This is a genomic window from Aestuariispira ectoiniformans (assembly GCF_025136295.1).
Lineage (GTDB): Bacteria > Pseudomonadota > Alphaproteobacteria > UBA8366 > Aestuariispiraceae > Aestuariispira_A > Aestuariispira_A ectoiniformans.
Map to the genome: position 1 here is coordinate 1,175,806 of NZ_CP062788.1, position 18,873 is coordinate 1,194,678.

19 protein-coding genes are annotated in these 18,873 nt (G+C 52.3%); 13 read left to right on the forward strand and 6 right to left on the reverse strand.

The window, feature by feature from the left end; genetic code table 11:
• Positions 1–10: 10 nt before the first annotated feature.
• The 4 genes from IF205_RS05770 to IF205_RS05785 all read left to right on the forward strand — a co-directional run bounded on the left by IF205_RS05770 (position 11) and on the right by IF205_RS05785 (position 4,038).
• Positions 11–1,099, forward strand: a complete 1,089-nt coding sequence (locus IF205_RS05770; protein ID WP_259782341.1) for an ABC transporter ATP-binding protein — start codon at positions 11–13, stop codon at positions 1,097–1,099.
• Between the two features lie 62 nt (positions 1,100–1,161).
• The gene (locus IF205_RS05775) at positions 1,162–1,743 is read left to right on the forward strand and encodes a histidine phosphatase family protein (RefSeq protein WP_259782342.1); all 582 of its coding nucleotides are present in this window, start codon (positions 1,162–1,164) and stop codon (positions 1,741–1,743) included.
• 148 nt (positions 1,744–1,891) lie between these two features.
• Complete coding sequence (gene prpB / locus IF205_RS05780) at positions 1,892–2,803, forward strand: methylisocitrate lyase (RefSeq protein WP_259782343.1); 912 nt, start codon at positions 1,892–1,894, stop codon at positions 2,801–2,803.
• Between the two features lie 107 nt (positions 2,804–2,910).
• The gene (locus tag IF205_RS05785) at positions 2,911–4,038 is read left to right on the forward strand and encodes a M14 family metallopeptidase (protein WP_259782344.1); all 1,128 of its coding nucleotides are present in this window, start codon (positions 2,911–2,913) and stop codon (positions 4,036–4,038) included.
• 153 nt (positions 4,039–4,191) lie between these two features.
• Here the strand turns inward: IF205_RS05785 and IF205_RS05790 are convergent, their stop codons facing one another.
• The 5 genes from IF205_RS05790 to IF205_RS05810 form a co-directional block, all read right to left on the reverse strand.
• Positions 4,192–5,313 (reverse strand): class I SAM-dependent methyltransferase, encoded by a 1,122-nt coding sequence (locus tag IF205_RS05790; protein ID WP_259782345.1) that lies wholly within the window; start codon positions 5,311–5,313, stop codon positions 4,192–4,194.
• Between the two features lie 52 nt (positions 5,314–5,365).
• Positions 5,366–6,175: a formate/nitrite transporter family protein gene (locus IF205_RS05795; protein ID WP_259782346.1), complete on the reverse strand. Its 810-nt coding sequence runs from the start codon at positions 6,173–6,175 to the stop codon at positions 5,366–5,368.
• A 105-nt stretch (positions 6,176–6,280) separates the two neighbouring features.
• Complete coding sequence (locus tag IF205_RS05800) at positions 6,281–7,171, reverse strand: DMT family transporter (protein WP_259782347.1); 891 nt, start codon at positions 7,169–7,171, stop codon at positions 6,281–6,283.
• 77 nt (positions 7,172–7,248) lie between these two features.
• Positions 7,249–7,731: an acyl-CoA thioesterase gene (locus tag IF205_RS05805; RefSeq protein ID WP_259782348.1), complete on the reverse strand. Its 483-nt coding sequence runs from the start codon at positions 7,729–7,731 to the stop codon at positions 7,249–7,251.
• A 12-nt stretch (positions 7,732–7,743) separates the two neighbouring features.
• A complete protein-coding gene (locus IF205_RS05810; RefSeq protein ID WP_259782349.1) occupies positions 7,744–10,947 on the reverse strand; it encodes an AMP-binding protein in 3,204 nt (1,067 codons plus the stop codon).
• Between the two features lie 220 nt (positions 10,948–11,167).
• On the opposite strand from IF205_RS05810, the gene IF205_RS05815 reads away from it, so the two are divergent.
• From IF205_RS05815 to IF205_RS05845, 8 genes are all read left to right on the forward strand, one after another.
• On the forward strand, positions 11,168–11,827 hold the full coding sequence (locus IF205_RS05815; protein WP_259782350.1) for a short chain dehydrogenase: 660 nt from the start codon (positions 11,168–11,170) through the stop codon (positions 11,825–11,827).
• Positions 11,828–11,889: 62 nt separating this feature from the next.
• Positions 11,890–12,594, forward strand: coding sequence for a glutathione S-transferase family protein (locus IF205_RS05820; protein ID WP_259782351.1), 705 nt, complete (start codon positions 11,890–11,892; stop codon positions 12,592–12,594).
• A gap of 89 nt (positions 12,595–12,683) precedes the next feature.
• On the forward strand, positions 12,684–13,397 hold the full coding sequence (locus IF205_RS05825) for a pyridoxamine 5'-phosphate oxidase family protein (protein ID WP_259782352.1): 714 nt from the start codon (positions 12,684–12,686) through the stop codon (positions 13,395–13,397).
• Between the two features lie 40 nt (positions 13,398–13,437).
• The gene (locus tag IF205_RS05830; protein ID WP_259782353.1) at positions 13,438–14,037 is read left to right on the forward strand and encodes a short chain dehydrogenase; all 600 of its coding nucleotides are present in this window, start codon (positions 13,438–13,440) and stop codon (positions 14,035–14,037) included.
• A gap of 97 nt (positions 14,038–14,134) precedes the next feature.
• Entirely contained in the window at positions 14,135–14,371 is a 237-nt protein-coding gene (locus IF205_RS20625) for an Lrp/AsnC ligand binding domain-containing protein (RefSeq protein WP_375542676.1), read from the forward strand.
• Between the two features lie 67 nt (positions 14,372–14,438).
• Positions 14,439–14,873, forward strand: a complete 435-nt coding sequence (locus IF205_RS05835; RefSeq protein ID WP_259782354.1) for a carboxymuconolactone decarboxylase family protein — start codon at positions 14,439–14,441, stop codon at positions 14,871–14,873.
• Between the two features lie 91 nt (positions 14,874–14,964).
• Entirely contained in the window at positions 14,965–15,672 is a 708-nt protein-coding gene (locus tag IF205_RS05840) for an iron-containing redox enzyme family protein (protein WP_259782355.1), read from the forward strand.
• Complete coding sequence (locus IF205_RS05845) at positions 15,662–16,117, forward strand: cupin domain-containing protein (protein WP_259782356.1); 456 nt, start codon at positions 15,662–15,664, stop codon at positions 16,115–16,117. The genes IF205_RS05840 and IF205_RS05845 overlap by 11 nt, the downstream gene beginning before the upstream one ends.
• Before the next feature lie 430 nt (positions 16,118–16,547).
• On the opposite strand, the gene IF205_RS05850 is transcribed toward IF205_RS05845, so the two are convergent.
• Positions 16,548–17,519 carry a LysR family transcriptional regulator gene (locus IF205_RS05850; protein WP_259782357.1) on the reverse strand — a complete coding sequence of 324 codons (972 nt, stop codon included), beginning with the start codon at positions 17,517–17,519 and terminating at the stop codon, positions 16,548–16,550.
• Positions 17,520–17,764: 245 nt separating this feature from the next.
• On the opposite strand from IF205_RS05850, the gene chvE reads away from it, so the two are divergent.
• Entirely contained in the window at positions 17,765–18,832 is a 1,068-nt protein-coding gene (gene chvE, locus IF205_RS05855; RefSeq protein WP_375542677.1) for a multiple monosaccharide ABC transporter substrate-binding protein, read from the forward strand.
• Positions 18,833–18,873: the final 41 nt, after the last annotated feature.

The window sequence follows — 18,873 nt, forward strand, 5'->3', positions numbered from 1 at the left end:
ACCAATTGCCATGTCTTTCACGATGAATGAATCCGTAGGGATCACGATTGACAATGTCGGGCTTCGGTTCGGCAATACGGAAGTCCTCAAGGGCGTTAATATGGAGATCAAGCCCGGCGAGTTCTTTGCCTTCCTCGGCCCGTCCGGGTCGGGTAAGTCAACCTTGCTGCGGGCTATCGCGGGTTTTGGGCCGACGCCGAGCGGCCGCATCCTGATCGGGGACGAAGACGTTACCAAACTGCCCCCGCACAAACGCAATGTGGGCATGGTGTTTCAAAGCTATGCCCTGTGGCCCCATATGACGGTGCGCAAGAATGTGGCCTTCGGACTGGAGGAACGCCGGGTGCCGAAAAACCAGATCGACGATCTGGTTGATGAGGCGCTGGACCTGGTCGGTCTGAAGCATCTTGCCGACCGCAGGCCGTCGCAACTGTCAGGCGGCCAGCAACAGCGTATCGCCCTGGCCCGGACCATTGTGGTCAAGCCGCGTGTCCTGCTGCTGGATGAACCATTGTCCAACCTGGATGCCAATCTGCGCGTCCAGATGCGCCGCGATATCCTGGCGTTGCAGCGGAAATTGGGGCTGACCACTATCTTCGTCACCCATGACCAGGAAGAGGCAAACACCACGTCTGACAGGATCGCGGTACTCAATGAAGGCGTGATCCAGCAGATGGGCGCGCCGGTTGACCTCTATGACCGGCCCGCCAACCGTTTTGTCGCCTCCTTCCTGGGAACGGCAAATATACTGGATGGCGCGGTGGATGCTGCTGACGGTACGCCATGCTTCCGGTCGAACGGCAAGATTTCCATTCCCGTGACCAGTGATGTTCAGGGCGATGCCTGTCTTGTCTTCCGGCCCCAGAATGCTGCCATCCACCAGGCCGGCGTGGCACCGAAAGATGGTGAAATCCTCCTTCAAGGGGCGATCAGGGACCGGGAATTCCTGGGTAATGTGGTCCGCTATGGGGTCGCCGTGGGTGATCATTACCTGCTGGTCGACGATATCCATCAGAACGGCCACAGCTATCTGGAGCCCGGGACGGCGGTGGAACTGACCCTGCCTGCCGATAGGCCAGTCGTTCTCGGTAAGGTTTAAGCCCATTGTCAAAGGGGTGGGCATTCCGATGTCCCACCCCGATTTCTTTGCAGGAGAAATCCGTGTATCCGGAACTATTCGTCATTCGTCATGGTGAAACCCATTGGAACCGCGAGCAGCGGTTGCAGGGGCATAAGAACTCAAGCCTGACCGATTTGGGCCGGGATCAGGCATTGCAACAAGGCCGAATCCTCCAGAACCTCGACATGAAGGCAAGAGAGGACATTCCATGTTTCTGCAGTCCTCTGGACCGTGCCCAGGAAACGGCCTGGCTGGCAATGGAAGCGATCAGCAAGCCTTTCCAGACGGACGACCGGTTGAAAGAAATTGCTCTCGGTGACTGGGAGGGCTGCAAATATTCCGAGGTTCACAGCGCCACTGACCGCAACGCAGATAACTATATGGACCGTGTGGACTGGTTCAGTGCGCCGGGCGGGGAAAGTTATGAGGCGGCGGTTGATCGTGCCAAGGCCTTTCTGGAAACCCTGTCCGGCCCGACCATCATCGTGACCCATGGTGTTTTTTCCGCCGTGTTGCGGGGCGTCTGGCTAGGGCTGCCGCGCCGGGATGCCCTGGCGTTGAGCAAGGCGCAGGGGTGCATTTTCCACCTGAAGGGCGGCAGGGAGACGATCCTGCAACAGTAATACTTGGTGCTTTGATCTTGGACTTGGCAGAACAAATGTTTGGCAAGCCCGGATGATTGCATCGGTTCTGGAAATAAGGTCCCTGTTGCCCTAGACAAAAGGGGTCGGGTCGCCGAAGCGACATGAGAAGCCCAGCAGGAGTATCCGAATGACATATTTGCTTGCTTCCAGCTTTCCCGGTCAGCCCGCCGGGGAGAGATTTCGTCAGATGGTGGAAAAGAAGGAAATTTTCCGTCTGCCGGGTGCTCACAATGGCATGGCGTCCCTGCAGGCGCGCGCTGCAGGCTTTGACGGTCTCTACCTTTCCGGGGCGGCGATGACTGCATCCATGGGGCTGCCGGACCTGGGGATCATCACTGTCGATGAAGTGGCCTTTTTTATTCGCCAGATTGTCAGGGCCAGCGGATTGCCGCTGTTGGTGGATGGCGACACGGGATATGGCGAGGCCCTCAATGTGATGCATATGGTCCGCACCTTCGAGGAAGCCGGTGCCGGTGCGGTACACATCGAAGATCAGCTTCTGCCCAAGAAATGCGGTCACCTCAATGACAAGAAGCTGGCCAACCCGCAGGAAATGGCCGCCAAAATCGCGGCCGCGTCGCGTGCGCGCAGGCATCTCTATCTAATTGCCCGTACCGATGCGGCGGCAAGCGAAGGCATGGACGGCGCCGTTGCGCGGGCAAAGCTTTATATGGAGGCCGGGGCCGATGCTATCTTCCCGGAGGCGTTGACCTCTGCGGAGATGTTCAGGGAGTTTGCGGCAAGGATGCCGGGCGTGCCGCTGCTCGCCAATATGACGGAATTCGGGCGAACCCCGTTTTTCACGGCGCCGGAATTTGAGGACATGGGATACAGCATGGTGATCTGGCCCGTTTCCTCCCTGCGCGCGGCCAACAAGGCACAGGAAAAACTCTATGCCACGCTGACGCAGGATGGTTCCACGGAAGCCATGCTGCCTGAGATGCAGACGCGGGCGGAGCTTTACGACATGATCGGTCTCAACGAATTTGAAGAACTGGACGCCTCGCTGGTCAAAAGCGTCGTACCAACCCTCGAATAGTCAAATACCTGTAGACATTTGTATCCCGGAAACCGACCTGCATGGGCGGGATGAAAAAGCAGGCGGGCCTCCGGGTCTGGAAACAGTATAACGAAAGGCAACCTGATATGACGCAGCAGATCAAGGTGGAAGCGGAAGGCTATGCCAACCGGGTTCGCGCACTCCCTCAAACGGAAGGCGGGGTGCTGGACCTGGAGATCCTGGCGGATGAGGCGGCTGACTTTCGGCAATGGTTTTCTTTTTCCATTTCCGGGCCTGCTGGGTCGCCCTTGACCCTGCGTTTCGTCAATGCCGGACAATGCAGTTATCCGGGCGGCTGGGAAGGCTATCGCGTTTGTGTGAAATTTCCCGACGGCAATTGGACACGCACCGGAACCGGCTATGAAGATGGCGTTCTTCAATGCAGGATCACCTTGCCGGAGGGGGCGGTTGAACTGGCGTATTTCCCACCTTTCGAAGCCTTCCGTGAACAGGCGTTGCTGGACAAGGCCGCAGAGGACGGGGCCGAGGTTCGGGAAATCGGGCGTTCTGTTCAGGACAGGCCCATCCATTGCCTGCAATATGGCCTGAACGACCAGACCGATCGCGTTGTCTGGCTGACGGCACGTCAGCACCCAGGCGAGACGCAGGGCGGATACTGGATGGAAGGGGCGCTTGCCGTCCTGGAAAAAGATAGTCCTGTCCGGCAGGCGCTGGAGGAAATGCACGTCGCGGTCTGCATCGTCCCCAACACCAATCCGGACGGCAGCGCCCTCGGTAACCTGCGCAGCAGTGCGACCGGGGCCAATCTCAATCGTTGCTGGGGCACGGCCCGGGGCAGCGCGCCGGAGATTGACGCGGTGATGGATGCGATGCTTGCGACCGGGGTCGATTTTTCCCTGGATGTCCATGGGGATGAGGTTCTGCCCTATGTCTTCACCGTCGGTCCGGACGGGCTGGAAAGCTGGGACGAGGCGAAGCAGGCGGGCCGTCACCGCTTTGATCAGGCGTTGTTGGCGGAATCTTCTGATTTCCAGATGGAAGTCGGCTATGACACCAATCGTCCGGGCCATGCGGATCTTTCCAAGGCAACGCCGTGGATTTCGGATCAATTCGGCTGTCTGTCCCTGACCCTCGAAATGCCCTTCAAGGATGCCCTGAATGCCCCGGATGACCAGGACGGGTGGAGCATCGAACGCTCGCGCCGACTGGGGGAGGCCAGTATGCGCGCGATCCTGAAATATCTCTCTGCCTAGGTCGTGCGCCTTAGGACGCTTTCTGGCCAACCCGGCCCCCTTCCAAAAAACACTTGCCGTGGACAAGTTTCGGGAGGGGGCCCGCCGGTCACGAATGCGAAATATTCAGATTGGTCAACTGGCCGCTTTTCAATACCTCACGGCCACTAGTCGCTATTTACGCGTAAGGAGCATGGCTACAGACATATTGCGGAATGGGTATACTTCCGGATTGGCCTTCAAAAGGGTGTCTGCTGTCTGATAGATTTGGTTCACAAGATCGGTTTTTGACGGCGTATCGGGAAGACTGCTGGTCAAAGCCGCTTGGGTGAAAGCCCTGAAAAAATTGACAAAACTGGCGGCGTAACGGTCCAGATCCCCATCCTGTTTATAGGCTTCAACAAAGGGAACGGGTACTTCGTAGGCTTCAGTCCGATCCAATGAATAGAGATGAGACAATTCGTAGACCGGGTTTTTCAGTGGGGCGATCAGTTCATCCAGGGTACGGAAATAAACCGGCTGATAATATTTTTCGTAAACCTGAGAAGGGATATCACCACGATCGACATGTGCCCGCACGGCGTCGTTGAGAAGGTCGAATAACCCGTCGCAAGTGCGGATATCGTCCACGCATCCAAACACCTGGACCATGAGTTTCCCGCCAGGAACAAGTTCTTTCGACCGGGCAGTCAGAAATGCCGCCATATCCGCTTCTGCGTGCCTGGCAAATGTTTCGCTTTCACTATCGGTAATATAACCGTTGCCCCGAATCTTGCTGGGTCCGTTCGGCAGAATATATCCAGGCAAGAGATCGAGCGGGCGCTCGCTCAGATAGCCAATCGAGTTGAAAGTCGTGGCAACATGGACGCTTTGGGGGGGAAGCAATCGATCATACATTGACCCACCGACAGCCGCAGATGAGACCCGTTCTCCATCGAAAGCAGACTTCCCATCGGGCCGTAAGCCAAGGAACAACTTGGAATAGTCGTTCGTGGGCAAATCGGAATGTAGGGTTAAAAATGGCCGGTCTGTATGGTCCATCGCACGCGCAAGGAGCTTATGCATAACAGAAATGGAGTTTCGTCCTTCAGAGCAGCCAAAATCCGCAAAAGTAATGGCGCTGGTACCTTCCGCGAAAGGGAGCTCCGTTATGGCGTCCTCCAGCCAGGGGAGGACCGCCGCAATTTGTGCCCATTGCGGCGCAGAATTCGCGTTATAGAACCCCCCGCCGGCCATGCCGGTCATTCCCGTCGGCTTGATCTGCCTGTCCGTATTTACCATCTCAACATTTGTCATAAATATTTCCTTCGAATAGCGATTTGTTGCGCAAGGTCTCTCATTGCGGTTGTTAGGCCTTCGATAAGGCACCGGAACGTAAATGCACGGCAAATAGGGGCAATCCGGTCAGGGCCAATCCACCAACCAGATTTCCAAGGACAACCGGAATCTCGTTCCAAATCAGATAGTCGAGAACGGAAAAGTCCCCGCCCAGCATCAGAGCGGTCGGAAACAGATACATATTGACGACTGAGTGCTCGAACGTCATCGCGAAGAAGAGCATGATCGGCATCCACATGGCGATCACCTTCCCGCTGACCGAGGTGGAAATCATTGCGCCAACGACACCAAGGGACACCATCCAATTGCACAGCGCACCGCGAATAAAGATGGTCATCATGCCGCCGATGCCATGCTCCTTGTATCCCACAGTGCGATTCTTGCCGATATTGGCGATGATCTCGCCGACATGACTGACTTCTGCCGTATATCCATAGGTAAAGATGACAGAAGTCAGGAAGGCAATGAGCAGGGCGCCCAGGAAATTACCGATAAAGGTGGTTGCGATTGTCCTCGTTACCCCGCCAAGGGTTATATCGGGGCGACGGTCGAGCCAGGCCAAAGGGGCAAGAACGAACATCCCGGTAACAAGATCGAATCCCATGAGATACAAAATGCAAAAGCCGACCGGGAACAACACGGCGCCTACGATGGGAAATCCGGTCTGGACACCAACTGTGATCGCAAAAACAGCGGAAATAGCCAGAATAGCACCGGCCATGAATGCCCTGATGAACAATATACGGGGGTTCAGTAAGATTTTTTCCTCGCCCACATCGATGATTTTCTCAACAAAGATGCGCGGTTCGTAATAAGACATAGGATATCTCCATGTGCTGTGCATCTTCTGGTGGCATGCCAAACAGGCCGATTGGACAAGTCGGCGCGGCCGAAACCATTGCTCCACGCCAAAATGTTCAGCCCTCTAACTGCTTCGCGCCATGCCATTTTTCGTTTTTTCTCTGCCAGTTAATCGTGGCAGGCGTTGCCGCGTGACGGCCCAAATGCCTGCCATGATCAGGGCAATGCTCAATATGAAATAGGATCCGAAATCCTCGTCGAAAAACGCCCATGCGAGCAGGGTGATGGTTGGTGGCACCAGAAAGAAATAGCTTTGAGAGTGAGAAACATCCCGTTTTCGTATGAGGATGTAAAACAACAGCCAGCTGCCCAGGGACAACACAATTCCCATCCATAGCAGCGACCCAAGCAAGGGGAATGTCCAGTTGACGGTCATTGGCTCAAAAGCAAGCATCAAACCAAAGACAGGGATGAACGCGCTGAAATGTTGTATCAATGATCCTGTCATCAGGTTCATATGCGCAACGAAACGTTTTTGATACAGCACGCCGGCAACCATGCTGAAAAGGCATAAAATCGTCAGGAACAGCCCGCTATAGGTGTTGTCGCCAGTATGGACTTTCTGGCCGACGATGAAAACGACGCCAATTGTCCCCAGCAACAGCCCGAGCGCCTGTTTGAAGCTGGAGTTTTCGCCGAGAAATACAGCGGCCCCCACAGAAGCGAGTACCGGATGCAAAGCCATGATCAAACCGACAGTCCCGGCATCCATGCCCCACTCATACGCGATCAGCATTCCGGTAAAGCAAAAACCGTGAATGAGAATCCCGATCACAGACAGGTGCACATACTCCGTCGCCTTCTTGGGCCAATCGGCCTTGAAAAAATAAATGATCGTCAAAAAAATCGGGATCGGAATGGCCAATCGCAGGGATTGGAATGTAAAGGGGTCCGTAAAAGCGATCCCGGTTTTTGATGCGACATAACCGGAACTATATAAAACAACAAATAACACCGGTAGTATTCGGTCAACGAATACTGAATGTTTATTCGCGCGAGTTGGAGGCATTATTTTGTTTCCAGCTTGTTTGACTAGTCGGCAGGCGCCATGTCACGAGCTGGTTCCGCTAAATATTCAAGGAGATAATCCTTGAAGTATCCAGGCACCTCCACCGTTTCGATCCTTTTGGATTTAGCCGAGGATTGTGCGCAAATGACTGTGAGCTGTCCTTTTGAGACGGGCTCCTTGGTGTGGTCTTCGGACTCTTTATATAGCAGGAATTTCAACGTGATGGATTTTTTGCCAATGCGTGCAACATTCAGGGCGATATGTATTTTATCGCCAAACAGCATCGGCCGTAAAAAATCGCATTTGGTTGAGAGTATCGGCCACTTGTATAGCGGATCACAGATACTCATCCCCCCATTCTGGAAGAAGCGCGTTTCCGCATATTCAACATAGCGGAAGGCGTTTGAATAATGCGCAATGCCTGCCATGTCTGTTTCACAGAATTCTACATCTTTTGAAACTGTGAACAGCTTTTCATCAACCTGCCTGTCATTTTTATTAATCATTGTTCCGTCCAATCAAGCAGTTTCACGAATGATGCGCTTCAGTTTTTTTCCGGTAACTCCCTCGTTGGAGCCGGGATGGACCTGTTTTATTTCCGAAATTTCGGGGAGGTTATTTTCGATCGAATAATTGAAAATCCGGTCGGTGACCTGTTCGAGCGATGTATTCTCCCTGAGTTCGACCTGAATTTTCAGGGTTCCTTCGGTGTTGCCCTGCACCACGGTGCAGTCGAAAATTTCGGGAATGTTCTTCAAATAGGATTCTTCAAGTTGGCAGCTGTAATATGTTTTGCCATTCAGCAGCATGGCGTCGCTCGTCCTGTCGACATGATAATAAAGGCCATTCTCTCCCTTGTAGACCAGATCACCAGTCAACCAGTAACCGTTGAGAATAGCGCTTTCCGTTGCTTCCCGGTTTCCCCAATAGCCCGATGTCACGCTTGGTGATTTGACCCCCAACCTGCCGACCTGACCGCATTCTGTGATCTCTTCGCCCTCTTCATCGAAGAGCGCGACTTTAATCCAGGAAAACGGCTTGCCGATGCATCGGTCAAAATTGTTCGTTTCGATGGTGTGAATGTTTCTGAAGATGCCAAACGCGAATTCCGAAGAGCCCAGATTGTCGATAAACAGAGCGCCGTTCACGCGTTCGCCATTTTCGATCCGATGGCCATATTGGACTATCTGCCTGACATGCGGTTCGTGGCATGCATCCGCCGTACTCATCCATATGTTTATAGATGACAGCCGCTGGGGCTCGATATCGCATCGGCATAAATCGACATAGATGCTGGGGAAGGCAAACATCATCGACGGTTTGAACGTTTCAATCGCCGTTACAACGCTGTCTGGTGATTTGTCAGAGATTAGGACCAGATGATTCATCCGCAGGATGTTGCTCATCAGCATTGTGATTGCAGCGGCGTGCGAGTGAGGGGCCGCTGACATCACGGTATCGCCAAGTTGCCGTTCGAGTTGCTTTTTGACACCGTAAATAATCGATTCATGGCTGAAGGAAACAGCCTTTGGCAGGCCTGTTGTGCCCGACGTGTGGCTGATAAGAACGGTGTCTTCGGCCTTGTGGTCGTAAATGTCACAGGCCTCTGTAAATGGTTGCTCTTCCACAGCAAGGCGGCTTTCAATCCGGCCGTCAATCTCAGTGCTGAAGGCAAGGATTTTGTCCAGCCGCTCACCTTCCGATACAAGCAAATCGGCTTTGATGTTCGACAAATATTTACTTGCGATTTCCGGCAGCAATCCGCCATTCACAAAGGCTGGAATTGCTCCGATCCTGGTCAGGGCAAGATAGTGGAAATAATAGGATATCCCGTCATCCAAATACAAAGCCACGATGGATTTCGGCCGAATGCCCATATGCCAGTAACATGAGGCGATATGGGTTGTTTTATTCACCAGGTCACGCCGGGTGAATTCATGAGGCTGGCCGTCGAAATCAATGTAGGTAAGGGCTTTTTTGTCCGCCTCGTCCGCCAATTCATCAACGCGGAACAGAAAGTTACCTGCGCCGATACTGGGGTCCTTGGCCATGCTGCTTATCAATGCTTCCTTATCCATCGCATTATTTCCTTCAATATTTTCGGACCCATGTCGCAGCATGTGACGTTTCAGTTTTCCCGTTTCCGTTTTGGGTAAGCTGTCAACGAATTTGACCGACCGTGGATATTTGTAGGGAGATATTGTCTGCTTCACGTGGTTCTGCAGCGTTTCCACCAAACCCTTCTCACTGCCGTCCCTGTCCGCCAGAACGACATGGGCCTGGACGATATGTCCACGGTCTGGATCCGGAACGCCGATAACCGCACATTCCCGCACGTAGGGATGCGAAAGCAGCGCCTCTTCAACCTCGGCAGCGGCAATGTTATAGCCGGACGAAATGATCATATCGTCCCCTCGGGAAACGAAATGAAGCCGTCCATCCTTGTCTTTGCGAAAGAAGTCACCAGTCAGGTTCCAGCCATTTTTCACGTAGTCGGACTGACGGGGGTCATCCAGGTAACGGCAACCTGTTGGCCCGCGGAAACCCAACCACCCCGGCTCTTCAATTCCGACCGCTTTCATTTCATCATCGAAGAGTTCGACCTCGTATCCTTCAATCGGTTGGAGCCCCACCGGTCCGGACTTGAAATCATCAAGGGTTGTTGCCAAAAATGTGTGTAGCGCTTCGGTTGAACCCATTCCGTTTATGATGGGTACGCCGATGTTGTCCTGCCAGCTCTCCAATACCGGGTGCGGTAAATTTTCGCCTGCGGACACGGCGCATCTCAATGTCTTGAGAAGTTCAAAGTTGGACTTCTGGGATAGCATTGTCTTGTAAGCTGTCGGTGCCGAAAAACAGACAGTTGCACCATAACGGTCGATCAATTCCGGTAAGTTGGATGGAGAGGTTTGCTCCAACAATACTGCCGTTGCGGCAAAACGCAGCGGAAACACAGCCAAACCACCCAAACCAAAAGTGAATGCCAGCGGTGGCGTGCCGATGCAGATATCCGCAGGCACCAGTTTAATGCGCTGCCTTGCGAAACCATCAGCGATGGCAAGGATATCCCGATGACAGTGCATTGTGATTTTGGGCTTGCCGGTTGTACCGGACGTGCTGGCCAGCAGTGCTATGTCGTGCTGGGAGGTGGTGACTACGTCAAAGTCTGTCGATTTTGAGACTGCCAGGTTGTTGATCTCGGCATCGTTGTCATCACAGGTGGAAAATTCTGCGATTTTGAGTTCGGGGGCTATTTTTCCGTTCAGACGGTCTAATTCTTCACCCAGTCCCTTTTGACAAAGAACCAAATCAACTTTGGCCTTATCGATCAAAATGTTCAATTCATTGGCGCGCATCTGCGATATGGTGTTAAAGGCGATCGCACCCGCCTTTAGAACTGCCAGAAAGCAGGCCACCATCATCGGACAATTCTTGGACCGGATCATGACCCGGTTTCCGGGCACAATCCCGAAATCTTCGGTGAGAACCTGAGCTATTTTGTTTGAGAGTTCACTGAGCTGCCGATACGACAGCGAACCATTTGCACCGATCAATGCGGTGTGATCGCCGAATCCGCGCTCTACCAAGGCATCAACTAATTCTACCCCTGCGTTTAATTTTTTCTGATATGGGTAAAGATCTGTCTTGAATTTTGGCAACGCCTCAGTTGTTGGCAATTTGTTGTTTGCAAACTCATCTTTGTGGCCAGTTTCTACAAACATTTCCTTAACCTGATTTATAATCTATTGATATAACGTCATAAATTTTATGATCCTTATAAAAATAGATTAAGTTGTGGACTGAAATCTATGGTTGATATTCATTGCAGAAGATTACTAAAACTTGCAATGAAAAAAATTTATTAAAATTATATTTTTTCCTAGACGCTCTCGGCCAGTTTTTTTATATGCTCTTATAAGTAGCAACTGAAACGGCGATGAAATGATGAGCTTAGAACGGAAAACCACCAATCTTTCGGAGATGGATGTAGCAAGTCAGACGCTACGAATTGTCGTTATTGGTGGCGAAGGACACGTCGGAAGCACGATTTGCTCTGCGCTGCCCGTCCACCATGAGGTGATAAAAGTCGGGCGAAATAGCGGAGATGTTCGTGCGGATATTTCGAACCGCTCGTCCATCGAGGCTATGTATGCCGAAATAGGAAAGGTCGACGCTGTCGTTCTTGCCGCGGGTGCCGTGCACTTCAGTCCGCTCACGGATTTTCCTGAAGACAAGTTCCTTTTCAACCTGATGCACAAGGCAATGGGTCAGATCAACTGTGTGCTTGCCGGGCTGGACCATCTCAATGATGGCGGGTCATTTACACTAACGAGTGGCATACTCGACAGAGACCCGATCCGCATGGGAAGTGGTGCAGCAGCAGCAAACGGGGCAATCGGCGGTTTTGTAAAGAGCGCAGCGATCGAAATGCCCAGGAGCACCAGGATCAATGCTGTCAGCACCGGCCTTCAAGACATTTCCGTCGAACGGTACGGAAGCGTATTCCCCGGTCATGCCCCTGTTTCTTCTGATCGGGTGAAATACGCCTACCTCAAATGCATCGAAGGGGCCATAACCGGCCAAATTCTTACCATCGATTGAGGTGCCTGGGCAGACAGGCCGAACACCCGTCAGTTCAAATTGGTTCGCGAATCTGGAGGCCAATGGTGAAATACAAACTTGTAAGCTACGAATTGTGCCCCTTTGTTCAGCAGGTCTCGATCGTTCTTTCCATGAAGAACATTGAGTATGACATTGAGTTTATCGACCTATCCAATCCGCCTGAGTGGTTTACGGAAGTCTCCCCATTGAAGAAGGTGCCAATTCTGCTGGTTGGTGCCGATCAGGTGCTGTTTGAATCGATAGCGATAATTGAATTCATTGAAGATTCCGCTGAGCAAAAGACATACCCGTCGAACCTGGTTGAGCGATGCCGTGATCGTGCCTGGATTCAGTTCATTAATCAGATGATGTGGAGCCTCTACGACCTTTCCGTGAACAGCAGTGAAAGCGAATACGGATCGACCGTAGAGGCATTGCATAAGAAGCTGGACCAGTTGGAGGCCGCTTCTGGCGGCGGGCAATACCTTTTTGGAGAGTCGTTTTCTCTTGTTGAAGCCACGCTGGCACCGCTGCTTCTTCGCATCGGTTACATAGATCAAATTGCTCCCGGTATTCTGGATGAAGCGCGCCATCGCAATATTTGCCGAATTTATCAGTCAATAATCTCGAACGCCGATGTTCAACGTTCGACGCCTGCAAGTCTGCAGCAGTCTTACTATGCATTGCTGGCCAAACGCCAAGGCTATCTGGCTGCGTTTTTAGATCCGGGATTTAGTCCCGCGCCCCAGCTCGCGTCGAGATATTAGAGCGATACCTTCCGGGGAATTTTCGACCATTCAACTGTAACCAGGAAATAGATCCTTCTTAACCTGGGCAGAAAGTTTGAGGAAACGCCATGAGCACTCAGGACTCATTTGAGAAAACGAAAAAAACCACACTAAAACGCAGCCCCGAATATGCCGACTATGACAAACGGGCGGTCTACGAAATCCTGGATAGCGGCTATATGTGCACCATCGCATTCGTGATCGACGGAATGCCTTACCTCAATCCAACACTTTATTGGCGTAAGGGCGACTATGTGTATTGGCATGGACTGTCCGGGAGCAGGATGCTGCTCGAACAAGCCAAAAATGTCGACGTCTGTTTCAACGTTTCCCATCTGGACGGGCTTCTGTTGGGGCGATCCGCTTTTCACCACTCCGTAAACTATCGCTCGGTCACGATCTATGGGAAAACGGAACTGGTAGAAGACCATGATGAGAAGATGGAGGTCGCATTTGACCTCATCGAATCCTATTTCCCCGGACGTCGTTCCGAATTACGCGAACATAAAGAAGAAGAAATCCTCAAAGTTAAGTTTCTCCGCCTGCCCATTGAGGAAGTTTCTGCAAAACACCGATACGACAATTCGGTCATGGATATTTTGAGACGGCAGGAAAGCCCGGCCATAATGGAATATGGTCCTGAGGGCGTTAACCCTCATTGTTGGACGGGAACAATTCCGATCCGCACGGTGATGGGAACACCAATTTCCGATACAGCTACTGACCCCAACATTCAGTTGCCCGGTTACTTGTCACGCTCAAGGTTCAAAGCCGACTTTTGAGCCGGTTGCTGTCAAAAAACTAGATACTGAGGGGAAAGCGATGAAAGTAGTTGTGATTGGTGCAGGCGGTGACGTTGGTCGAACGGTCTGTGCAGAGCTCAGCAAAAGGCATGACGTTATCAAGGTTGGCCGGAATTCCGGCGACTATCATGCTGACATGACTGATATGGCATCCCTCCAAAGGCTATTTCAGGCGGTCGGGGAAATAGATGCGGTTGTTGTTACCGCCGGTTCTGTCGTTTTCTCTGACCTGCAGGATATCTCCCAGGAAGACTTCATGTATGCGCTGTCAAATAAGGTGATGGGGCAGGTGAATGTCGTTCTGGCCGGCATGCAGCATGTGAGAGATGGCGGTTCTTTCACACTGACGAATGGCCTGCTGGATCAACATCCTGTTCCAAAAGGAGTTGGCGCGGCAACCGCAAATGCGGCGCTTGCCGGTTTTGCGGCAGCAGCAGCGATTGAGATGCCGCGAAACATAAGGCTAAACGTCGTAAGTCCTGGCCTTCTGGATATTTCGTTTGAACGCTATGGCCCCACTCTCAAAGGACATGACTATGTTCCATCGGAAGTTGTCGCCGCGGCTTATGCGGAAAGCGTCGAGGGCTCCGCTTCCGGACAGCGGCTCATAGGGGAATGATAGACCAACGGAAGGGCTGCTTTCAGACAATCTCTATTCACTTCACATCCTTGTTCATCGTCCCAGCGCCGACCAGCCTCAAGGAGACCCAGGAAAGATGCAGTGTTTATTCGTCCAAATAAAATGCAGTCCAGGACTACAGCGTAGCGTTGCAAATAAAATAGCAGTTAAAGAGCTTCACTCCGAGATTTATTCAATCAACGGAGACTATGACATCCTGATGAAAACCTATCTGAAAGACTTTAACGAGGCTCAAAGCATCGTTTCAAAAATGGTCAGTAACGTTGAGGGCATTGAAAAGACGTTCACCATGTTTGCCTTTGATCTGTTTTAAGCAGCATTTGTTTCACTAAATGGCCGCCTGCAGGCGAAAGACACCAACAAACCAGGAGGAATGAGGGTTGGCATTGAACTATTTCGAGATAAATGGCGAGGCGATAAAGACGCTTCTCTCCATCAAAAAACAGGTCTCCACCATTGAGGAGGCCTTGCAGTATCTGGTTGAACTGCGCGTCTCGCAAATCAACGGCTGCGCCTATTGTGTCAACTTACATTCAATCGAAGCGAGAAAAGCAGGCGTTCCCCAACAGAAACTCGACTGCCTGACGGTTTGGAAAGAAAGCGACTTTTTCTCGGAAAGAGAATGCGCAGCCCTGAGTTGGGCCGAAAGCGTGACAAGAATTTATGAGGAACGTCAGCCTGAAGAGAAGCTGGACCTCCTGCTGGAGACTTTCAGCGAAAAAGAAGCTGTGGATTTGACCTTCATCGTAAGCACGATGAACGCGCTGAACCGTATCGCCATAAGCTGTGGAGACAAACCCGAAAGGATGGCGTGACCACCCGCCGATTTTTCGGTGGATGGAAATTGCGATCGTAAAGCGTGATCTGGCGGAATTGGAAACTTCAACATAAGGCATTGAGCAGACTATGAGTGAATACCAAAAAGAGATCGAAATTCGCAACGGTTCCGCACTGCTGCAATCAGCTCACGAAGAGCTGGCCGCACGCTTGCAAAAACATCCGTTCCTGACCGCTTGTCGAAACGGCACGATCTCCATGGAACAGTTAAAGACCTTCCTGGAGCAACAGGCCCTCTATAGCGAAAAATTCATCCAGTATCTTTGTGCGTTGATTAGTAATCTTGATCGGCAGGACGAAGTTCACGACTTATTGGAAAATTTGGCTGAGGAAATGGGAGTGGACGAACATGGTGACGAGCCACATTCGAAAATTTTCGCGCGGCTGCTAAACGATTTCGACATCGATCGATCGAAGATCGAACCGTTGCCTCAAACGACCGAGCTAATAGAGCGCATGTTCCGTTGGTGCAGCGATAAGGATTCCGCCTGTGGCTTGGGGGCTCTTTGCCTCGGTGCTGAGGCAATTGTACCGGATATGTATAGTGACATCGTCGCTGGTTTCCGGGCTCATGGGATCGATGATGAGACAATCCACTTCTTTATTCTTCATATGGAATGTGATGACGGCCATGCTGAGACCATGATGAAAATCATCGACCGGCTGGTGGAAGCCAATCAATCCAGAACAAATGCTGTATTGCAGGCGGCCGGCGATATGATCGAAGCCCGGATGTCCTTTTTCAGCGCAATTATGGAGGCCGATCATGGGCGATAAACACTATTCATCCGTCGATTTTGGAATCGTCCGCGACCATCTGAAACCAGAGAAGGTGGATAAACTTATCCACCAAGATGTGATGGGCCTCGCGTCGACGGAAAACGATGATATCTCTGAAGATAGAAAGCATCTGGTAAAACTGGTCGATCTGCCATCAAAGGTATTGAGCATGACCATTGGGGGACTGGAGCCAAAACAATCCACAAGACGGCATCGTCATAACTACGAAACAGTCCTTTATGTGCTGGAAGGGCATGGCGTCTCGATTATCGAAGACCAGGAGGTCATCTGGAAGGCTGGCGATGCCGTTTACGTTCCGGTTTGGACCTGGCACAATCATGTCAATCTAAGCGAGAGCGAAAATGCTCTCTATGTCGCTTGTGAGAATGCACCGCAACTTCTCAATCTGGGGATTGCCTTGCGGGAAGAAGAAGCCGAGTAGTCACCCCCGGGTGGGATTGCAAAGACGATGCATGCCGCACCCCGCGTGACGACAGCAACTCTCGCAAAACGTGAATATTAGCTGTGGCACGGGACAAAAGGACGTCCCGTGCCACAGTTATTGCGGCTTGGGGGCGCTGTAAATCAACGGCCTAGCTATAAGTTTGGCGAAGGTATTGTCTGCCTGTGTCACAGTTGATGTCATTTGTGTCCATTTTTGCCATACGGAAGTTGAATCCACACAGAAAAATGTATGGCTTTGGGTGAGCAAACCTTCGCCATGAAGACGGTCCTAATCATGGGGAGGGGGGACTTGACATCTGGCAATAGCGGGGGAGGATATTCGAGATCAGTTAGGTATCGTGCGGCAATGCCTTTGTCGCAGCCCGTGTTTGTACCCATTGATCTGTCCATTGTGTTAAGCAGGCAACTCAGTTTACGTCAGTTGCCTCCAAACGGCGTAGAACCGCATCGTGAAATTCCTGTGCAGCGGGAGACAGATCACGCCCTTTCATGCGCAGGAGCGAATAGGCGGACACATGGAGGTCTGCCGCCACGGGAAGTGTCGCAATTTGCCCACTCAATCCGCTGCTCGCCCCATAGAAATCAGCAACAGAACTGGACACCGGCGCAATGGCATTGGACTGTCCGATCATCGCCAAGGTCATTAGCAGCGAGGAAGTCCGTAGAATCTGATGAGGTAGCGGAACACCTGCAGCAACCAGATATCGCTCCACTGTCTGGGTTAGCAACCCTTCCCGCGTCTGCATGATCCAGTCAAATTCCACGCAATCATCCAGCGTAAGGGATTTTCGGCGCTGCAATGGGTGACCCGTTCTCACGATCAGGCTTAGCGGTTCCTCTCCGATCCGGCGCTCGTCGAACAGGTCCGGGTTCACATCCCCTAAAATCCGGCCAATGGCGAAGTCAATCTCGCCCTCAAGCAGAGCGTCAACAAGTTTGCCGCTGGTCTCTACAATGATCGTGACATCAATCATGGGGCGTGTGAGACGGATTTGCCGGATTACCGGCATTATGACTTCCAAAGCGGGGCCGGTAACCGATCCGACACTGACACTGCCGCGGTAACCGGCACTCAATTCAGCAATTTCCCGATCCACGTCATCGAGGTCCCGCAAAATCCGTCCCGCCCGCTCGGCAAGCCTTTCACCAAAAGTTGTCAACTCGATACCCCGGGCGTGGCGACTATAGAGTTGGCTGCCAACGATTTCTTCCAACTGCGCCAAAAGTCGCGATGCCGCTGGTTGTGCCATATGCAGTCTTGTTGCGGCTGTTCCTACCTGGCCCGTTGCCCGCAGGGCCACAATCAGGCGTAGATGTTGGAGCTTCAGCCCCTTGCGGAGCATTCTGTCTTGATCGACGAGAACCGGGTGAAGGGACATCAGCCATCCTCACAGTTAGATATGACATTTTTGATATATCTAACTTTAAAATCATGATTTGAATGTGATGTCTACTCCATGTAACCAAATTGGAGCGCTTGAGATGCGCCGGTGTTGGCAAAAGAGATATCAAATATCCGCATACACCGATGGAAGGAAACATGGGAGTTTTCGCAGCCCGCAATCAAAGGGTGATCACTCATCCTGAAGACTAATGATGCCTGGCTGCGATTTGGGAGATCATTATGATAAAATTCAAGGGACTACTGCTGGCTACAACCTTAGCCGCATCCGCTGTCACCATGACTGGAACCGCCCTCGCCGACGGCTTGATTGGTATCGCAATGCCGACAAAATCTTCGTCGCGCTGGATTGCCGACGGCAATAACATGGTGGAGCAATTCAAGGCCGCAGGCTACAGCACCGACCTGCAATATGCAGAAGACGACATCCCCAATCAGCTCGCCCAGATCGAAAATATGATCACAAAAGGCGCGGATGTACTCGTAATTGCGGCCATTGATGGCACGACCCTGTCGAATGCCCTGGCCAATGCCAAGGCCGCCGGGATCGAGGTCATTGCCTATGACCGACTGATCCGAGACAGCGAAAATGTCGACTATTACGCAACCTTCAACAACTTCCAGGTCGGCGTCCTGCAGGCCACCAATCTCGTCAACGGCATGAAAAAACGCTTTGGGGATGTCAAACCCTGGAATGTTGAACTGTTCGGCGGTTCTCCCGACGATAACAACGCGTATTTCTTCTACAATGGCGCCATGTCCGTCCTGCAGCCTCTGATCGATTCCGGCGACATCGTCATCCGCTCCGGCCAGATGGGCATGGACAAAGTCGGCACCTTGCGCTGGGACGGTTCTGTCGCCCAGGCGCGGATGGATAACCTGCTGTCGGCCAACTATACAGAAAGCCGGATCAACGGTGTTCTCTCTCCCTATGACGGGCTCTCCATCGGGATCATTTCCTCACTGCGCGGCGTCGGTTACGGGTCGGGTGATATGCCCATGCCGATCGTTTCCGGTCAGGACGCGGAAATTCCTTCAGTCAAAGCAATCCTTCGCGGCGACCAGTATTCGACCATTTTCAAAGACACTCGCGAACTGGCGAAAGTAACCGTCGGCATGGTCAATTCCATCCTCGGCGGCGGCAAGCCGGAAATCAACGATACGACCACCTACGACAACGGGGTGAAGGTCGTTCCGTCCTATCTGTTGAAACCCGTCCCTGTCACCAAGGACAACTGGGACAAGGTGCTGCTCGACAGCGGATACTACAAGCGCGATCAGATCGAGTAAGGCAGGCCGCCGTGGGGTGCAGTCGAGTTTTCTGCGCCCCA

What these genes read in the sequence shown, in the direction of transcription:
- IF205_RS05850 (WP_259782357.1), bottom strand. Translation starts at nt 17,519, where the DNA reads ATGTCCCTTCACCCGGTTCTCGTCGATCAAGACAGAATGCTCCGCAAG.
- IF205_RS05815 (WP_259782350.1), top strand. Translation starts at nt 11,168, where the DNA reads ATGATGAGCTTAGAACGGAAAACCACCAATCTTTCGGAGATGGATGTA.
- IF205_RS05820 (WP_259782351.1), top strand. Translation starts at nt 11,890, where the DNA reads ATGGTGAAATACAAACTTGTAAGCTACGAATTGTGCCCCTTTGTTCAG.
- IF205_RS20625 (WP_375542676.1), top strand. Translation starts at nt 14,135, where the DNA reads ATGCAGTGTTTATTCGTCCAAATAAAATGCAGTCCAGGACTACAGCGT.
- IF205_RS05785 (WP_259782344.1), top strand. Translation starts at nt 2,911, where the DNA reads ATGACGCAGCAGATCAAGGTGGAAGCGGAAGGCTATGCCAACCGGGTT.
- IF205_RS05825 (WP_259782352.1), top strand. Translation starts at nt 12,684, where the DNA reads ATGAGCACTCAGGACTCATTTGAGAAAACGAAAAAAACCACACTAAAA.
- IF205_RS05810 (WP_259782349.1), bottom strand. Translation starts at nt 10,947, where the DNA reads ATGTTTGTAGAAACTGGCCACAAAGATGAGTTTGCAAACAACAAATTG.
- IF205_RS05790 (WP_259782345.1), bottom strand. Translation starts at nt 5,313, where the DNA reads ATGACAAATGTTGAGATGGTAAATACGGACAGGCAGATCAAGCCGACG.
- IF205_RS05845 (WP_259782356.1), top strand. Translation starts at nt 15,662, where the DNA reads ATGGGCGATAAACACTATTCATCCGTCGATTTTGGAATCGTCCGCGAC.
- IF205_RS05770 (WP_259782341.1), top strand. Translation starts at nt 11, where the DNA reads ATGTCTTTCACGATGAATGAATCCGTAGGGATCACGATTGACAATGTC.
- IF205_RS05805 (WP_259782348.1), bottom strand. Translation starts at nt 7,731, where the DNA reads ATGATTAATAAAAATGACAGGCAGGTTGATGAAAAGCTGTTCACAGTT.
- prpB (WP_259782343.1), top strand. Translation starts at nt 1,892, where the DNA reads ATGACATATTTGCTTGCTTCCAGCTTTCCCGGTCAGCCCGCCGGGGAG.
- IF205_RS05795 (WP_259782346.1), bottom strand. Translation starts at nt 6,175, where the DNA reads ATGTCTTATTACGAACCGCGCATCTTTGTTGAGAAAATCATCGATGTG.
- IF205_RS05840 (WP_259782355.1), top strand. Translation starts at nt 14,965, where the DNA reads ATGAGTGAATACCAAAAAGAGATCGAAATTCGCAACGGTTCCGCACTG.
- chvE (WP_375542677.1), top strand. Translation starts at nt 17,765, where the DNA reads ATGATAAAATTCAAGGGACTACTGCTGGCTACAACCTTAGCCGCATCC.
- IF205_RS05830 (WP_259782353.1), top strand. Translation starts at nt 13,438, where the DNA reads ATGAAAGTAGTTGTGATTGGTGCAGGCGGTGACGTTGGTCGAACGGTC.